The organism is Novosphingobium panipatense, from assembly GCF_900182875.1.
GTDB lineage: Bacteria > Pseudomonadota > Alphaproteobacteria > Sphingomonadales > Sphingomonadaceae > Novosphingobium > Novosphingobium panipatense.
The window spans coordinates 53,974-70,733 of sequence record NZ_FXUI01000015.1; the positions used below are offsets into that span (position 1 = coordinate 53,974).

General features: G+C 63.4%; 16 protein-coding genes. 12 read left to right on the plus strand and 4 right to left on the minus strand.

Translation table 11 applies throughout. The features are described 5' to 3' along the window. Positions 1-90 precede the first annotated feature (90 nt). From QOL62_RS16570 to QOL62_RS16585, 4 genes are read left to right on the plus strand one after another with little or no spacing between them, the layout of a single operon-like run. Positions 91-1,419: a tetratricopeptide repeat protein gene (locus QOL62_RS16570; protein WP_283407016.1), complete on the plus strand. Its 1,329-nt coding sequence runs from the start codon at positions 91-93 to the stop codon at positions 1,417-1,419. 2 nt (positions 1,420-1,421) lie between these two features. Continuing rightward, positions 1,422-2,663 (plus strand): MFS transporter, encoded by a 1,242-nt coding sequence (locus QOL62_RS16575; protein WP_257542374.1) that lies wholly within the window; start codon positions 1,422-1,424, stop codon positions 2,661-2,663. After that, a complete protein-coding gene (locus QOL62_RS16580) occupies positions 2,660-3,154 on the plus strand; it encodes a DUF2938 domain-containing protein (protein WP_257542372.1) in 495 nt (164 codons plus the stop codon). The genes QOL62_RS16575 and QOL62_RS16580 overlap by 4 nt, the downstream gene beginning before the upstream one ends. Positions 3,155-3,177: 23 nt before the next feature. Next, positions 3,178-3,696: a carboxymuconolactone decarboxylase family protein gene (locus QOL62_RS16585; RefSeq protein ID WP_257542370.1), complete on the plus strand. Its 519-nt coding sequence runs from the start codon at positions 3,178-3,180 to the stop codon at positions 3,694-3,696. 47 nt (positions 3,697-3,743) lie between these two features. On the opposite strand, the gene QOL62_RS16590 is transcribed toward QOL62_RS16585, so the two are convergent. Beyond that, positions 3,744-4,685, minus strand: a complete 942-nt coding sequence (locus tag QOL62_RS16590; protein WP_283407017.1) for a LysR substrate-binding domain-containing protein — start codon at positions 4,683-4,685, stop codon at positions 3,744-3,746. 106 nt (positions 4,686-4,791) lie between these two features. Here QOL62_RS16590 and QOL62_RS16595 point away from each other — a divergent pair, with 106 nt between their 5' ends. The 4 genes from QOL62_RS16595 to QOL62_RS16610 all read left to right on the plus strand — a co-directional run bounded on the left by QOL62_RS16595 (position 4,792) and on the right by QOL62_RS16610 (position 7,792). Further along, positions 4,792-5,535 (plus strand): SDR family oxidoreductase, encoded by a 744-nt coding sequence (locus tag QOL62_RS16595; protein ID WP_257542367.1) that lies wholly within the window; start codon positions 4,792-4,794, stop codon positions 5,533-5,535. Between the two features lie 3 nt (positions 5,536-5,538). Next, positions 5,539-6,222 (plus strand): cupin domain-containing protein, encoded by a 684-nt coding sequence (locus tag QOL62_RS16600; RefSeq protein ID WP_257542365.1) that lies wholly within the window; start codon positions 5,539-5,541, stop codon positions 6,220-6,222. Positions 6,223-6,266: 44 nt separating this feature from the next. Then, positions 6,267-6,614, plus strand: a complete 348-nt coding sequence (locus QOL62_RS16605) for a carboxymuconolactone decarboxylase family protein (RefSeq protein WP_346770700.1) — start codon at positions 6,267-6,269, stop codon at positions 6,612-6,614. Between the two features lie 71 nt (positions 6,615-6,685). After that, complete coding sequence (locus QOL62_RS16610) at positions 6,686-7,792, plus strand: flavin monoamine oxidase family protein (RefSeq protein ID WP_257542363.1); 1,107 nt, start codon at positions 6,686-6,688, stop codon at positions 7,790-7,792. A 104-nt stretch (positions 7,793-7,896) separates the two neighbouring features. On the opposite strand, the gene QOL62_RS16615 is transcribed toward QOL62_RS16610, so the two are convergent. Beyond that, positions 7,897-8,664, minus strand: a complete 768-nt coding sequence (locus tag QOL62_RS16615) for an SDR family NAD(P)-dependent oxidoreductase (protein ID WP_257542361.1) — start codon at positions 8,662-8,664, stop codon at positions 7,897-7,899. Between the two features lie 102 nt (positions 8,665-8,766). Here QOL62_RS16615 and QOL62_RS16620 point away from each other — a divergent pair, with 102 nt between their 5' ends. From QOL62_RS16620 to QOL62_RS16635, 4 genes are all read left to right on the plus strand, one after another. Next, positions 8,767-9,273, plus strand: a complete 507-nt coding sequence (locus tag QOL62_RS16620) for a TetR/AcrR family transcriptional regulator (RefSeq protein WP_283407018.1) — start codon at positions 8,767-8,769, stop codon at positions 9,271-9,273. A gap of 154 nt (positions 9,274-9,427) precedes the next feature. Then, on the plus strand, positions 9,428-12,610 hold the full coding sequence (locus QOL62_RS16625; RefSeq protein WP_257542357.1) for an efflux RND transporter permease subunit: 3,183 nt from the start codon (positions 9,428-9,430) through the stop codon (positions 12,608-12,610). After that, positions 12,603-13,766, plus strand: a complete 1,164-nt coding sequence (locus QOL62_RS16630) for an efflux RND transporter periplasmic adaptor subunit (RefSeq protein ID WP_257542355.1) — start codon at positions 12,603-12,605, stop codon at positions 13,764-13,766. Before QOL62_RS16625 ends, QOL62_RS16630 begins: the two co-directional genes overlap by 8 nt. Further along, the gene (locus tag QOL62_RS16635; RefSeq protein WP_283407019.1) at positions 13,753-15,171 is read left to right on the plus strand and encodes an efflux transporter outer membrane subunit; all 1,419 of its coding nucleotides are present in this window, start codon (positions 13,753-13,755) and stop codon (positions 15,169-15,171) included. Before QOL62_RS16630 ends, QOL62_RS16635 begins: the two co-directional genes overlap by 14 nt. 23 nt (positions 15,172-15,194) lie before the next feature. Here the strand turns inward: QOL62_RS16635 and QOL62_RS16640 are convergent, their stop codons facing one another. Both QOL62_RS16640 and QOL62_RS16645 read right to left on the minus strand, forming a co-directional pair. Further along, positions 15,195-15,896: a DsbA family protein gene (locus QOL62_RS16640; protein WP_257542351.1), complete on the minus strand. Its 702-nt coding sequence runs from the start codon at positions 15,894-15,896 to the stop codon at positions 15,195-15,197. After that, positions 15,893-16,699, minus strand: a complete 807-nt coding sequence (locus tag QOL62_RS16645) for a TlpA family protein disulfide reductase (protein WP_283407020.1) — start codon at positions 16,697-16,699, stop codon at positions 15,893-15,895. Before QOL62_RS16645 ends, QOL62_RS16640 begins: the two co-directional genes overlap by 4 nt. Positions 16,700-16,760: the final 61 nt, after the last annotated feature.

Consider the following 16,760-nt stretch of genomic DNA (forward strand, 5'->3'; position numbering starts at 1 on the left):
CGAAAGACCGACATATGAAAAGCAGATATGATAATCGGGACGCCAGGCGGCGTGCGTCATCGATAGCTCAAGAATCTGGAAAGAGCCGCCATGGCGCATTTCGACAATCACGGACTCTCCCTTTCAACCGCGTCGGATGTGGCGGCCGCCCATTATCGTGACGGCGTGGCGCTCATGCTCGCGGCCTGGCCGGGGGCAGGCGAGGATCTCGACGCCGCGATAGCGGCCGATCCCGATTCCGCCCTCGCTCATGCGGCCCGCGCCCGGCTTCACGCAATGCACGCCCAGCTTGTCGAAGCGCGCGCGCGGATCGCGGTCGCACAAGAAAAGGTCACAGCCGCTCATTCGGAACGAGAGGCAAGCCATGTCGACGTGCTGGCCCTCGCCGTCAACGGCAAGTCGCAAGAGGCGCTGAAAGCCGCGCTCGCTCACGCCGACCGCTGGCCTCGCGATACACTCATCCTCTCTCTGCCGATCGGCGCTTTCGGCCTGTTCGCCTTCTCCGGCATGGTCGAACACAATCAGGCCAAGGTCGATCTGTGCGAGCGCCACGCCGCGCACTTTGCCGACGACGACTGGTGGTTCCTCACCTATCGGGGCTGGTCGCTGGCGGAAAATGGTGAGGTCGCGCGCGGTCGCGCGATGCTGGAACGCGCGATCGAGCTGCGCCGCCAAAACGCCAATTGCGCGCACGCGCTGGCCCACGCCATGTTCGAGGCGGGCGCCAACCACGAAGCGGAAGCACTGATCGCGGGATGGCTTCCCGAATATGACCGCAGCGGCATCCTCCACGGGCATATCGCCTGGCACGCCGCGCTCGCCGCGCTCGCCGCGCTGGAGCGGGGCGATGCCGATACGGCGCTCGCGATCTATGACGGCACGGTGCGGCATTCGGTGTCGCTGGGAACGCCGATCAACATCGTCAGCGACGCCGCCTCTCTGCTCTGGCGACTGCAAGCCTATGGCCACGCCGTTCCCGAAGGATTGTGGGAGGATGCGGCCGACTATGCGCGGCGGGTCTTTCCCAAGCCCGGCCATGCTTTCGTCGATCCGCACATGGCGCTGCTCGAAGCGGCGACCGGCGACCGCGCGGCGCTCGGTCGCCGTCTCACCGCGCTGGACGAACTGGTCGCCAAAGGGGCGATCGGCGCGGGCGCGATCGTCCCCGCCATCGGCCGCGCCGCGTTGGCCTTTGCCGAAGGCGACTATGCGGGATGCGTGCACATCCTCGAACCGATGACGGTGGATTTCGCGCGGATCGGGGGCAGCAACGCCCAGCGCGAAGTGATCGAGGACACGCTTCTCGTTGCCCTGATGCGCGCGGGCGAAGTGCAAAAGGCCCGCGCTCTGCTAGATCGCCGCCTTCACCGGCGCCCCTCGCCGCGCGACACGCGCTGGCTCACCGGACTGGCGGCCTGACCATGACGAACGCGAGCATATCGTCGGAACAGCACGCGCCCGATATCGGAAGCAGGCGCGAGCAACGCGGCAACATCATCCGTCTTTCGCTTGCGCAAGCGCTCGCCGGCGCCAATTCGACAGTCATCTACGCGACCGGCGCGATCATCGGCGCCACGCTCGCCCCCGACAAGGCGCTGGCTACGCTCCCGATCTCGATCTTCGTGGTGGGAATGGCCGCCTGCATCCTGCCGACTGGCATGATCGCCCGCCATCACGGTCGGCGGGCAGCATTCCTCGCGGGAACCGTGACCGGAGTGCTGAGCGGTCTGATCGCGGCGCTCGCTGTGATTATGGGATCATTCTGGTTGTTCTGTCTCGCCACGTTCTTCGGCGGTTCCTATGCCGCCGTGGTTCTCTCCTTCCGGTTTGCCGCGGCCGATTGCGTCGAGCCGGAATGGCGGCCCCGCGCCCTGTCCATCGTCATGGCCGGTGGCGTCGCCGCCGGTGTCGTCGGGCCGCAGCTCGTCACCTATACGATGAACCTGTGGCCTCCGCATATGTTCGCGGCGACCTTCATCGCACAGGCGGGGGTCGCCATTCTCTCGGCGATCGTGCTCGCCGGCGTGCGGCTCCCGATGCCGACGATCGCTGAAAGATCGGGTGGACGCCCCCTTTCGGTGATTGCCCGACAACCGCGCTTCATCATCGCAGCGCTCTGCGGCGCGGTGTCCTACATGCTGATGAATTTCCTGATGACCGCCGCGCCGCTGGCGATGCGGATGTGCGGGCACAGCCAGGAAAGCTCCAACCTCGGCCTGCAATGGCATGTCATCGCCATGTATGCCCCAAGCTTCTTTACCGGACGGCTCATTACCCGCTTCGGGGCTGGCCGGGTTGTTGCGGTCGGACTGGCGCTGATTGGCGTGTCATCGGCTGTCGGCCTTGCGGGGATCGATGTCGCGCATTTCTGGGCGACGCTGATCCTTTTGGGCGTGGGCTGGAATTTCGGCTTTATCGGCGCCTCGGCGCTGGTGCTCGAATGCCATCGGCCGGAAGAAAAGACGAAGGTGCAGGCGCTCAATGATTTCCTCGTATTCGGCACGATGGCGGTCGGCTCCTTCTCGTCGGGCGGGCTGCTCGCCTCGCATGGCTGGAGTTCGGTCTTGTGGGTGTCGTTCGCGCCGCTCGCCCTTGCTGTGGCAGCGCTGGGGCTAGCCGCTATGGCGCGGCCCGTTCCATCGACCGAAAGGGAAGGCGCATGACGACAATGGAGATCATCGTAAGGGCCGCGCTGGTCGGGATCGGCGGCACCATCATCCTCGATATCTATGCAGCGCTTGTGCAGCGGTTCATCGGCACACCGGCGACAAACTGGAGGATGGTCGGACGCTGGATCGGTCATATGCCGCAAGGACAGTTCATTCAGTTCAATCTTGGTCGGGCCAAGCCCGTCCCCGGCGAACATGCGCTGGGCTGGATCTTTCACTATGTCATCGGCGTCGGCTACGGGCTTCTGCTGGTGACGATCTGGGGAACCGGATGGCTAGAAGCCCCCACGATTGTCCCGCCGTTGATCCTTGCGCTGACGCTGCTGGTTCTGCCTTATTTCGTGATGATGCCGGGCATGGGCATGGGGATGGCCGGATCGCGCACGCCCAAGCCCAATGTGACCCGGCTGAAAAGCGTGATCGGACATTCGGTGTTCGGCAGCGGCATGTATTTCACCGCGCAACTGCTCGAAACGGCAGCATGATTCCCTCAGAGGAGAATGAAAACGTGTCCAGCGTGAGAGTGACCCCATGGCAGGATGGCGATCCGGCTCCTAACGAGCTGGTCGAAGGCATCAAGGCCCGTCGCCCGAATGGCGAGCTGATTGGCATCGATCGCGTCCTTCTTAGAAGCTTCCCGCTTGCGACGGGCTGGAATGGGCTGCTCGGACGGGTGCGCGCAGAGTTCGACCTGAAGCTTGAATATCGCGAGCTTATCATGTGTCGCGTCGCGGTCCTCAATCGCGCAGAGTTCGAGTGGGGGGTGCATAAGCCCGCTTATCTCGCTGCTGGCGGCACGGAAGAAAAATGCGAAGCCCTGCGCGCCGATGGCATCGATCCGCTGTTCGATGAACCGGAACGAGCGCTTCTGGATCTGACCGATCAATCGACGCGCACCGTCGAAGTCGATGAACGCACTATCGATAGGCTCAAGTCGCTGTTCGGCGAACAACAGACCGTCGAAGCGGTGGCGACGGTCGCGGCCTACAACATGGTGTCCCGCTTTCTGGTCGCACTCGCGATCTGAGAGCGTCGCCGATCGATTATCTGCGCGGTCAGCCAGCGTGCCTCCGATCAAATGCTTTCGGTTTGGGGCAGCGCCTTTCCAGCAAGCCAGTCGTGGAAGGCGCTCACCTCGTAGCGCCGGAGCGCCTTGGGCGCAGCGACAACATAATAGGCCCATTTCACCGGCCAGCGTTGCTTCGGCAGCAGATGGATGAGACGGCCGCTTTCCAACTCCTGCGCGACAAGCGCCTTGCGCACGAGCGCGACTCCTCGCGCGGCGATCGCTGCCTGAATGACCGCGGCGGTCGAATTGATCTGAAGGCCGCGATCGGTCGGGGTCTGATTCAGCCCTGATCTGGCAAGCCATTCGGCCCATGTCGGAAAGTCGCCCCCAGGATGGGGAGTGCCGTCATGGATCAGCGTCTGATCGGCAATCCAACCCGCTGTTATCTGTCCCTCATTCGGCAGCAGGCTCTTATGGCAGACGGCGATGATTTCCTCGCCCATGAGGTATGTGGATTTCACACCCCTCCACGATCCCAGGCCACAGCGGATACCGATATCGGCCTCGCCCTGCGCAAGATCGATCACGCGATCCGACACATCGAGCCGCACATCGATGCTCGGATGCTCGGCCGCGAAATCATTGAGCCGGGTGAGGAGCCAATTCGCCACCAGAGCTTGCGAAGCCGTGACAACCACTACCGAACGCGCCTTGCGGCCGCGCAGCTTGCGCAATCCAGCTTCGAGCTTGTCGAGGCCCTGCGCGATGTCCTCCAGCGCCTCGCGCGCCTCGTCCACCGGGGTCAGGCGTTCGGCGCCCGATCGGGTCCGCCGGAACAACGGATATCCAACCCAATCTTCCAGCGAGCGCACAAGTTGCCCGACGGCGGGCGGCGTCACGTCGAGTTCGGCCGCTGCCCCGACAAAACTGCCATGTCGTGCGGCCGCCTCAAGGGCCTGCAATGATTTCAGTCGGGTCAGGAAGCGCATATCCTGATGATAGCCCATAACGGCGTCACGACAAAGATTTTGTTTCTTTCCGATGCTGCTCGTTTGCCTCGCGAAGTCGCTTGGCGGGGTCCATGTTCGAGAAAAGCGAAAAGAGGTCTGGATTATGCTGAATGGAAAGACGGCCCTGGTAACGGGTGGATCGAGCGGTATCGGGCTAGCCGCGGCGCGTCTGCTTCGGGACAAGGGCGCGCGGGTGGCGATCATGGGCAGCTCGCAGGAAAAGCTCGATCGTGCCGTTGCCGATCTCGGCAATGATGTCGTGGCGCTGCGCGGCGACGTCACCTCACTCGATGATCTTGCGAAGGTGCGTGATGCGCTCGAAACCGCTTTTGGCGGCCTCGACATTCTGTTCGCCAATGCCGGTGTCGCCTTCGGCACGCCGATCGCGACGACCGACGAAGCCGGCTACCATCGGATGATGGACGTGAATGTGAAGGGCGTTTTCTTCACCGTCCAGGCAGTGTTGCCACTCATGCGCGAGGGCGGCTCGATCGTCCTCAACACGTCCTGGCTCAATCAGGTCGGCACGCCTGGCCGCGCGCTCCTGTCGGCGTCGAAAGCGGCGGTCCGTTCGTTCGCCCGCACGCTGGCCGCCGAACTGATCGACCGGAAGATCCGGGTCAACGCGGTAAGCCCCGGCTCGATCGAAACGCCGATCCATCGCAGCAACGGACAGAGCGAGGAAGAATTTCGTGCCTATGCGGAGAAGGTGGGCGCGCAAGTGCCGATGGGGCGCATGGGCCGTCCGGAAGAAATCGCAGCGGCCGTCCTGTTCCTCGCCAGCGACGCATCGAGCTACATGCTGGGCGCTGAAATCGTCGTCGATGGCGGCCGCGCGGAGTTGTGAGCCGTGCTGCTGAACGATGATCTCTCCGTCCGCACGCTGGTCCATGCCGGCGAGTTGGATTGGGTGCCAAGCCCGGCCAAGGGCGTCGAGCGCCGGATGCTGTTTCGGATCGGCGATGAGAAAGCTCGCGCGACATCGATCGTCCGTTACGCGCCGGGAAGCCATTTCGCGTGCCACGGCCATCCGGGCGGCGAGGAGTTTCTTGTGCTGGAAGGCACCTTTCAGGATGAAACCGGGGACTTCCCGGTCGGCACCTATGTCCGCAATCCGCCCGGCACCGCTCACGCGCCGGGCAGCGACGATGGCTGCACCATCCTCGTCAAGCTGTGGCAATTCGGTGAGGCCGATCGGGAACGCATCGTGTGTCGTCCCGGTGAAGGCGCCTCGGCCGCGCTCCGCCCAGGCGTCGCATCCTCGCATGTCCTGTTCGAGAGCGCGTCGGAGCATGTGATGCTCGAAACGTGGCAACCCAATACCGAAATCAATCTGGTCAATCCCGAAGGACTGGAAATGCTGGTCCTAGGTGGGAGCTTCGAGAGCGAAAACGATCGGCTGACGCGCTGGAGCTGGCTGCGACTGCCGCCCGGCGAGCCGCTGACCGCGCACATCGGACCGGAGGGAGCAAGCGCATGGCTCAAGTCCGCGCCGCTGCTCCACGATGACGTGTGCGCTTTCGACGCAAACTGACTCCCGCCCGTTGGGGCAATCACCACAAAAGAAGGACATGGACGATGATGCAGGACTGGAACGCCTATCTGGAGAACATGATGGGCCGCGTTGGCGAATTGACGGCGCTCAGCCCGGAGCTGGGCCAGGGCCTTCAGACGTTCCGCGGAGCCGTGGAGGCCCCCGGCCATCTGCCCGCCAAGATGCATTCTTTGATCGCGCTGGCCGTCGCGGTCACGACCCGTTGCGACGGCTGTATCGCCACGCACGCAAGGGCGGCCGCCGAAAACGGGGCGACGAAGGAGGAGCTTGCCGAAACCCTCACGGTCGCAGTCGCGCTCAATGCTGGCGCCGCCGTCGCCTATTCGGCGCGTGTCATGGATGCCTTCAGCGCATTTTCGGACGGGAAGTAAGAACGCCGGTGCGCGCTATACTGATCGCGGATTACGGCGTTCGGCGGCGGACAGAGGCTATCGGCTGATCGATGCGAACCGATGTCGCCATAATCGGAGGGGGCCTTTCCGGCCTCCTCGTTGCTCACCGGCTTTGTGAGGTTGGAATAGACTGCCTGCTGCTCGAAGCGCGCGACAGGCTAGGCGGTCGCATCCTCTCGGCCGACGCTAGCGGTGCATGGTCCAGCGACGGGTTCGATCTTGGCCCGTCGTGGATCTGGCCCGACATGCAACCGCAGCTAGAGGCGCTGGTCCGCGAACTGCAATTGCCCGTTTTTCCCCAATTCAGCGACGGCGACATGCTGTTCGAAGGCGCCGCCCGCCAATCACCGCAACGCCATCGGGCCATGCCGTCGGCCCCGGCTTCGATCCGGCTCGCGGGCGGCACCGGGGCCATCATTGCTGTCCTTGCCCAATCCGTGCCCGCGAGCCGAATCCGGCTCGATACGCGCGTCACCCATATCGCGCAGACGGTGGACGGCGTGGCGCTTACGACCGGCAAGGGCGATACGATCGATGCCAGACTGGCGGTTCTTGCGATCCCGCCCCGGCTCGCTCAGAACGCGATGGGCTTCACGCCAGCGCTGGATGATGCAACGATCGGACGCTGGCGCCGAACCCCGACCTGGATGGCGCCTCATGCCAAGTTCTTCGCGCTCTACGACCGCCCGTTCTGGCGAGACTCCGGCCTTTCCGGCTATGCGCGCAGCATGGTCGGCCCAATGGTCGAGATTCATGATGCAACGAGCGCTTCCGGCCAAGCAGCGCTTTTTGGCTTCCTCGGCCTGCCCGCATCGCAACGCCGGCACGCCGGCGTTGAGACGATCAAGGCGGCGTGCGTGCTCCAGTTGGCGCGGCTATTTGGGTCTGACGCCGCCCATCCGCGCGCCACGTTGTTCAAGGATTGGGCCGCCGATCCGCTGACCGCAACAGAGCTTGACCATGACAGCGCCGAACACCCCTCTCCTGCGTCCGCTTCATGGGTGGGCGCTGAGTGGCGGGATAGGCTCATTCTTGCAGCGAGTGAAACGAGCCTGACTGAACCCGGCTATCTCGCGGGAGCGGTGGAAGCCGGAGAGCGAAGCGCAATCGAGGTTATCCGCCGCCTACAAGAAAATTCATCGGAGAACCTGTCCTGAAAGCGAAAGCACCGCCCCGGAACATGGCGTCGAAACTTGGCTTGGATCATGACCGCTCCATCAGCAGCCATGATCCAAGCAACCGTTTGATACTCGTGACCGGGTTACTGTCGACCCGCGGTAACGCCGCCGTCGACGGGCAGGATGGTCCCCGTAATCCACGATGCCTCCTTCGAGGCGAAGAACAGGATCGCCTCAGCCACATCGCCCGGCTGACCGTTACGCCCCAATGGGTGGAATGCATCGAAGGTCGGCAAAGTCTCCTTCACTTGCTCATCGGTCATGAAGGTATTGTAAACAGGCGTTTCGACGACGGCCGGAGCCACGGCGTTAATGCGAATCTTGTAGGGCGCCAGTTCAATGGCTAGATTCCGGACCATGGCGTGGACACCCGCATTGGCGGCGGAGTAGGCTGCGGAGGGCGTGGCACCGATGGCCTGGATCGCCCACATGGAGCCAGTCTGGACAATGGCGCCACCCTTTTCTTTCATCGCTTTCGCAGCCGCTTGCGCGGTAAAGAACTTGCCCTTCAGAATCGTGTCCAGATACCAATCATAGTCCTGCTCGGTAAGGTCGAGGAAAGGCTTGGGGTTGAAAACGCCCGCGTTGTTGACCAGCACATCGAGCTTACCGAAGCGCGAGACGGCGGCTTCCACCAGCGCAGCGCCAGTCGCCGGATCGGCAATATCTCCAGCAGAGACGATCACTTTTTGCCCGCTTGGATCGATCTCGCGCGCCGCGGCTTCGAGTTTTCCTATGTCGCGGCCGTTGATCGCAACATAGGCTCCTTTTGCAACGAAGCGCGTCGCGGTTTCCTTTCCGATCCCCGAACCACCTCCGGTGATCGCAACGACCTGTCCATCAAAACGCATATTCACCTCCTCTATCTATCAATAGGTAGATTGGCCATCTAGTATTTGCCATGCCTAGCTGCAACCCCTATCTATCAGAAGATAGATCGAGGACGGGGAATGTTGAGCGAAACAGCCGATGCCATCATGGATGCCGCCGAGCGGCGGATACGCAAAGCGGGATATAGCGGATTCAGCTTTCGCGAGATCGCGGCCGATGTCGGCGTCAAAAGCGCCAGCGTTCATTACCATTTCCCCACGAAGGAGCGTTTGGCCGCGTCGGTCGCCCGCCGCTATACAGAGCGGTTTTTGTCAGCATTGGATCAAGAGGCGGTGCCGGGCCGCACCGAGATCGAAGCTTGGATCACGGCTTTTCGCCGCGCGCTTCATGGCGATGGTAAAATGTGCCTGTGCGGGGTGCTCGGCGCCACCTCTCACGACCTTCCGGAAGAAGTCATGATAGAAGCCCGGCGCTTTTTCCAGCTATGCTTGGAAAAGCTCGAAAAACGTGGACTTTCGCACGCGAAAGCCGTGCAGACGTTGGCCGCGCTGGAAGGCGCGATGCTGCTAGCGAATGTTCTTGGTGATCCATCGACATTCGACGAAGCCACTGCGTCGCTCGCTGCTTAACGTCCCTTCGGTGCGCTTCATCACTATTTGCAATAACCCGCCGCGCGCTTTCCACGCGATAAGACAGCCTTAAGCTAGAGCCTGTCTTCCCCCGCGCAACGCGGGAGGAATCTGCAATGCTCATAGTTTACAGTCGCCGGTGGAGCGGCCGCCCATGATCGCATTGGTGCGGATCGCGCTCACGCGCCCCCTGACCTTCATTGTCATGGCCATCCTGATCTTCGGGCTTGGCCTGCTGTCGGTCCTTCGGATGCCCGTCGACATCTTCCCGCGCATCGGCGTGCCGGTGATCGCCACCGCCTGGAGCTATAACGGTCTTTCGCCCGAAGATATGGCTGGCCGTATCGTCAATCCATTCGAGCGGGTGCTGACCACGACCGTCAACGATATCGACCGGATCGAAAGCCAGTCATTGAACGGCATCGCGGTCGTGCGGATCTACTTCCAACCCGGTGCTGATATTCGCACCGCGACCGCGCAGGTCACGTCCATTTCGCAAACCATCCTACGGCAAATGCCGCCCGGCATCGTGCCGCCGATGATTACCAACTACGACGCCTCGACCGTGCCGATCGTGCAGCTTGCCCTGTCCGGCGAGGGTATGGGCGAACAGCAGCTCTACGATCTGGGCGTGAATCAGATCCGTCCCCAGCTTGTCACGGTGCCCGGCGTTGCCATGCCGTTCCCCTACGGCGGCAAGCAGCGTCAAATCCAGATCGACATCGACCCGGAAGCCCTGCGCTCCAAGGGCCTTTCGGCAAGCGACGTCGGCGCCGCGATCGCCTCGCAGACGCAAATCACGCCGGCGGGTTTCGCCAAGATCGGCGGCCTTCAATATAATGTTCGCCTCAACAGCGCGCCGGAATCGGTCGAACAGCTCAACAACCTGCCGATCAAGGTTGTCGACGGCGCCACCATCTTCATGCGCGATATCGCCCAGGTGCGCGACGGCGCCCCGCCACAGACCAATATCGTTCAGGTCGAAGGGCAGCGATCGGCGTTGATGACCGTCCTCAAGAGCGGGGCGGCCTCTACACTCACCATCGTCGATACGATCCGCGACCGCCTGCCTGCCATCATGGAAGGTGTGCCGGGGAACCTGAACGTCCAGCTTATCGGCGATCAATCGGTGCTGGTGAAGGCAGCGGTGTCCGGCGTCGCTTATGAAGGCGTCCTGGCCGCGCTGCTGACATCGCTGATGATCCTGCTCTTTCTCGGCTCGTGGCGGTCGACGGTCATCATCGTCGCCACCATTCCCTTGGCGCTGCTGGGGGCGCTCTTTGCGCTTGGCGCGACCGGGAACACACTCAACATCATGACGCTGGGCGGACTGGCGCTGGCGATCGGCATCCTCGTCGACGATGCCACGGTCACGATCGAGAACATCAACTGGCACCTCGAAAAAGGAAAGCCGGTGCTCAAGTCGATCATGGATGGCGCTGCGCAGATCGTGACGCCCGCCTTCGTCGCCGTCACCTGTATCTGCATCGTTTTTGTGCCGATGTTCTTCCTGCCGGGCGTGGCGGGCTATCTGTTCGTGCCGATGGCGCTGGCGGTGGTCTTCGCCATGATCGCCTCCTTCATCCTCTCGCGCACCCTGATCCCGACGATGGCGATGTATCTGCTGCGGCCTCATCACCATGGCGATGAGGAAAAGCGGGCGACGTCGCGCAATCCGCTGGTGCGGTTCCAGCATCGCTTCTCGACCTGGTTCGATCATCGCAAGGATCGGTTCGGCAGTCTGCTTTCCCGCATTCTCGTCGTCCGCGGGATCTTCATGCCTGCCTTCCTTGCCGTGATGGTCGCGTCGCTGGCTCTCATTCCGACGCTGGGCCGCGACTTCTTCCCCAGCGTCGATTCAGGGCAAATCACCCTCCATGTCCGCGCGCCGGTCGGAACCCGCCTCGAAGATAGCGCGGCCATGTTCTCCCAGGTGCAAAAGCGGGTGCGCGAATTGATCCCGCCGAAGGAAATCAAGTCGATGGTTGCCAATATCGGCCTCTCGACCGCGCCGCTCAACGTCATCTACAATAATTCCGGCACGGTCGGCCCGCATGAAGGCGATATATTGATTACCCTTCAGCGCGATCATGCGCCGACGGACGATCACGTCGCGACGCTGCGCCGCGAGCTGCCCAAGAGCTATCCCGGCATCGACTTCGCCTTCCTGCCCGCCGATATCACCAGCCAGATCCTCAACTTCGGCTCCCCTGCCCCGATCGACATTCAGATCAAGGGGCGCAACCTCGCCGCCAATGAGGCTTATGCCAAAAAGCTGTTGCAGCGCATTCGCACCGTTCCCGGCCTCGCTGACGCGCGCATCCAGCAATCGTCGCGTTCTCCGCAAATCAATGTGGATATCGATCGGGCGCGGATCGCTCAGGTCGGGCTAACCCAGCGCGACGTTACCAACAATGTCGCCACAGCCCTTGCCGGAACCGCGCAAACGGCCCCGGTTTACTGGCTAAATCCGGAAAACGGCGTCTCCTATCCCGTGGTCGCGCAGGTTCCGGAAATGCGGGTGGATTCGATCGACTCTCTGGAATCGCTCCCGATCTCGTCGTCGGCGACTTCGGAATCGCAAACTCTGGGCGGTCTGGGCCGTGTCTCGCGCGACACGACGTTCTCCGTGGTCAGCCGCTCCGATATTCAGCCCATGGTCAATCTCTATGCGACCGCCCAGGGACGCGACCTTGGCGCGGTCGTGAATGACATCCAGCGAGCCATCGAGGGTCTGGAGAAAGAACGCCCCAAGGGCGTCAATGTAACCGTCGGCGGTCAGTATCAGACGATGAACCAGGCATTCTCCGGCCTCGCCTTCGGGCTGATCGGCGCTATTGCGCTCATCTACCTCATCATCGTCGTGAATTTCCAAAGCTGGGTCGATCCGCTCGTCATCATCGGCGCGCTCCCCGCCGCCTTTGCGGGTATCGTCTGGATGCTGTTCCTCACCGGCACGACGATCTCCGTGCCAGCCTTGACCGGCGCGATCATGTGCATGGGGGTCGCAACAGCCAACTCCATCCTTGTCGTCAGCTTCGCGCGGGAACGCCTCGCTGAAACGGGCGATGCGATCCAGGCCGCGCTTGATGCCGCGACCGTGCGCTTCCGGCCCGTCATCATGACCGCGCTCGCAATCATCATCGGCATGGCGCCGATGGCGATCGGGATCGGCGAAGGCGCCGAACAGAATGCGCCGCTGGGCCGCGCCGTTATCGGCGGCCTCATTTTCGCGACGGTCGCGACGCTCGTGTTCGTGCCCGCACTCTTCAGCTTCGCGCATCGCAAGGGTGCGCCTGCATCACATGGACGAGAATTGGAACTCAATCATGTCTGACCAACCTTCCCGAAAGAAAGTCTGGCGTTACGCTGGTGCTGGCGGCTTTCTCGTTCTCGCGTTGGTCGGCGGCGGCCTTGTCGCACGCAGCGCGGCCGAACGCGAACAAGCGACCATCGCGGCCGAAAACGCGGTGACGAACGTAAGCGTGATCCAACCTAAACCTGCCGAAGCGGGACAGGTCGTTCTACCGGGAACGCTCGAAGCCTGGAACCGCGCCGAAATCAATGCGCGGGTCAGTGGCTATGTCAGTGCATGGCGTGCCGATATCGGTGATACGGTTCGCGCCGGGCAAACCCTCGCGGTGCTCGAAGCACCCGAACTTGACCAGCAGCTTGCACAGGCGCGGGCCGATTACCAGACGGCGGTTGCCGATCGCGAACTGGCCCAGATCAGCGCCCAGCGATGGGAAAGCCTGTTGGCCAAGGATGCGGTGTCGCGGCAGGAGCGCGACGAAAAGCACGGCCAATTCGCCTCGATCGATGCGCGCGCGCGGGCTGCACAGGCCAATGTCGGCCGTCTGAGCGCCATGCGCGGCTTCACGCAGCTCAAGGCGCCCTTCAACGGCGTGGTGACGAACCGATCTGCCCAGCTCGGCGCGCTGGTCAATGCGGGCAGCGCCGGAGGCGAACCGCTGTTCACGATCGCGGACGTGCGCCGCCTTCGGCTCTATGTCCGCGTGCCCCAGACTCTCGCGCACAGCCTCGCTGAAGGGGTGCGGGCGCAATTCTCGCTGCCGGAGCAGCCCGGCCAGCAAATCGATGCCGTGCTGGTCCGCACCGCCGAAGCCGTCGAGCGCCGTTCCGGCACGATGCTCGTTGAATTTTTGGTGGACAATCGTGACCGCCAGCTTCGTCCCGGCGCCTATGTCGACGTCCGGATTCCGGTTTCCGGCGCGGCCGGGACTTTCCAGCTTCCCGCAAGCACGTTGATCTTGGGATCGGACGGCGCGCGGGTCGCGGTCATCGATCGCAATGGCCGCGTTTCAATGCGCCCCGTGACGGTTGGCCGGGATCAGGGCACGACGATCGAAATCCTGTCCGGCGTAAGCGCGCAGGACCGGATCGTTCTGACGCCGCCCGACTCCCTCGTTCAAGGCGATCAGGTCCGCGTGGTGCGCGCCAACACGCCGAAGGCCAGCAATGCGAAAAGCTAGTCTCCTGCCCCTCGCCGCCCTCGGCCTCGCCGGTTGCGCGACCGTCAGCACACAAGAACCGCCAACGATGGCTGTGCCGGCCTCCTACAAGCACGAGAACGGATGGACGGTGGCAGGGCCCGCCGACACGCTTGATCGTGGCGACTGGTGGCGCGCATTCGATGATCCTGTCCTCGACGGCCTGATGGCGAGGGTCGATACCGCCACCCCTACCCTCGCCGCAGCGCTTGCCCGCTACGATCAGGCGGTGGCGAACGCGCGGGCCGCCGGCGCCGCGCAATATCCAACGCTCGACGCGCAAGGGTCCGCCTCGCGAGAGAGGCTGTCGGCCGGACGCCCCATTGGTCCCGGCTATCCGGTGACGGCCAATCAATTCATGCTGGGCGGCGCGCTATCCTATGAACTCGATCTGTGGGGCCGTGTGCGCAACACCGTGCGGGCCGCGCAAGCCGATGCCGATGCGGAAGCCGCCAACCTGCGCTCGGCGCGCCTCAGCCTCCAGGCGGCGGTCGCGGACGCCTATATCCGCCTTCGCGGCATCGAGGCGGAACAAGTGCTGCTGGAACGGACGGTATCGGCTTATGACCGTGCGCACCAGCTTATCGTCACGCGCCATGATGGGGGTATTGCGTCGGGCGTCGACGTCAGCCGTTCACAGACGCAACTCTCCATCGCCGCAGCCCGCGCCGAAGCGCTGAAGGCCGAACATGCCGAACTCGAACACCAGATTGCGGTGCTCGTCGGTGAAATGCCCTCGACCTTCACCTTGGCCGCGCAGGTGCGTCCCGCCACCCTCCCCGCCTATCCCAGCGGGTTGCCTTCGGAGCTGCTTCAGAGACGCCCGGACATCGCGGCCGCGCAGCGGCGCCTTGCGGCCGCGAATGCCCGGATCGGTGTAGCCAGGGCCGCTTTCTATCCAGATATCTCGTTGGGCCTCACTGGCGGCTTTCAGGCCACAGATGCGCCGATTATCAGCGCGCCTACCAGCTTCTGGGGATTGGGACCGTTAAGCGCTGTCCTCAACCTGTTTGACGGGGGGCGGCGCAAGGCCCGTCTCGCGCTCAGCAAGGCCCAATATGAGGAACTGGCGGCGAACTATCGCAATATTGTGCTGGACGCCTTCCGCGAGACTGAGGACGCGCTTGCCCGGATAGGCTCACTTGAACGGCAGAATGTCCGGCAACGTGAGGGTGCGGCAGCGGCGAGGCGGACGGAGGAACTGGCTTTCGACCGATATCGCGAGGGCGCGGCCGATTATCTCGAAGTCACGACGGCACAGGCGGCTTCGCTCGCGGCGCAGCAGGACAACATACGGGTGTCGGTCGATCAGCAAAGGGCCGCGATCGCGCTGGTCCGGGCTATCGGCGGTGGGGCGGAGACATCCGGGCAGGCCGCGCTTCCATAAAGCGGAAGCGCAGCGCTGCCGGGTCATCCAGCGGCGGGACGCGGCTCTTGCATCTGTTGACCCTGCGAGCGAGCGAGAGTCACCGCTTCGCGCAGATTGGCCAGATCGATCGAGCCGGGGATCAGATAATTGCCGATCAGCAAGCCCGGCGTTCCTGAAAGCCCCATCATCGCGGCATAGCGGCTCGTGCGGCCAAGCGCCTGGTCGATCTCGGTGCGATGCTGGGTCAAATCCCTCTGCAATCTCGCCCAATCGACGCCAGCGCGATCGGCGGCCGCCCTAATCGATTCCGAACTAAGCTTCCCCTGTGACTGCATGAGGGCATCGTTGAATGCAGCATGCTTGCCCTGATATTGGGACGCGATGGCGGCCCGGGCGGCTTCGGTGGAGGGCGCCCCGAAGATCGGCCAGTCCCGATAGACCAGCTTCACCTTCTTGTCCTCACGCAACAGGGCTTCCAGCGCCGGGTGGACCTTGCGGCAATAGGGGCACTGGTAATCGGAGAACACAACGATCGTCACATCATAGCCCTGCGGCGCAACGGTCGGCGCAACAGGATCGTTTTGGATCTCGTGCCGGATGCGCTCGCCCTCGGCCGACGCCTGCGCATCAACGCTGCCGGTGGCTGATTGGGCGTGGGCGCCGTCGTCACCGGCCCGGAGGACTGCAACGCCGGCGACAAGCGCGATGGCGCTCATTGCGCCGATCAGGGGTAATTTCTTCATATCGGATTCCTTTCAAGATCACGGATTGCCGCAGTCAGGGCGGCGCGTGAGATTTCACCGGCATGGATCGAGCGTATCCGTCCGGTAGCATCAACGAAGAGAGTCGTAGGAAACGCCTGCGCCTGGGTGGCCTCGCTCAATGAGCCGGTGGGATCGACGGCGATAGACGCCGCAGAGAGCTTTTCGCGTTTCAGATAGGCGGTGATCGCGGCTTGCCCCTCGCGCTGGTTGACCAGCAGGATCGGCACCTTCGAGCCGCTGGCCACGTCGATCAGCATCGGCATTTCGCGGCGACAGGGTGGGCACCAGGTCGCCCAGAGATTGAGCGCGAACGGTCGCCCGCGCAAACTGTCGAGCGGGAGCGACTGACCGTCCATTTGGGCCAGGACAATGCCTTGGGGCAGCGGACGGGCGGGCGGTGCAAGCCAGTGCATCATGCCCATATGCGTCAGCGCCAGCGCGGCGAGCGACGCAAGCAACCCGCCCGTCGCGCGTTGCCGTCCAAGCAACAAGGCCACCATGACGGCCGCGGCGGCCACGCCCGCCCAGATGGTGAAACCGCCCTGCCAGAATGCGAGGATGGTCCAGGGTTCGACCGCAAAAGCCGTGAAATTCTCCGCGACATAGGCAAGGCGTGCGACAAGGACACCCGCAAGCGCGGCGACCCATGCCGCGCGCGCCGCCCGACTCTCAGTGCGCGCGCCAATCCATGTGCCGGCGCTGAGAAACAGCCACAGCGCCGCGACCGCGAACAACCGATCGCTCGCGAGCATCAAGGGGCCAAGCTGAATGACGCCGTCCATCATTCCCATGATTGGATGGCAAACTTAAGACAGGCTTAGCGCACGCCTTAAGTGTGCGGTA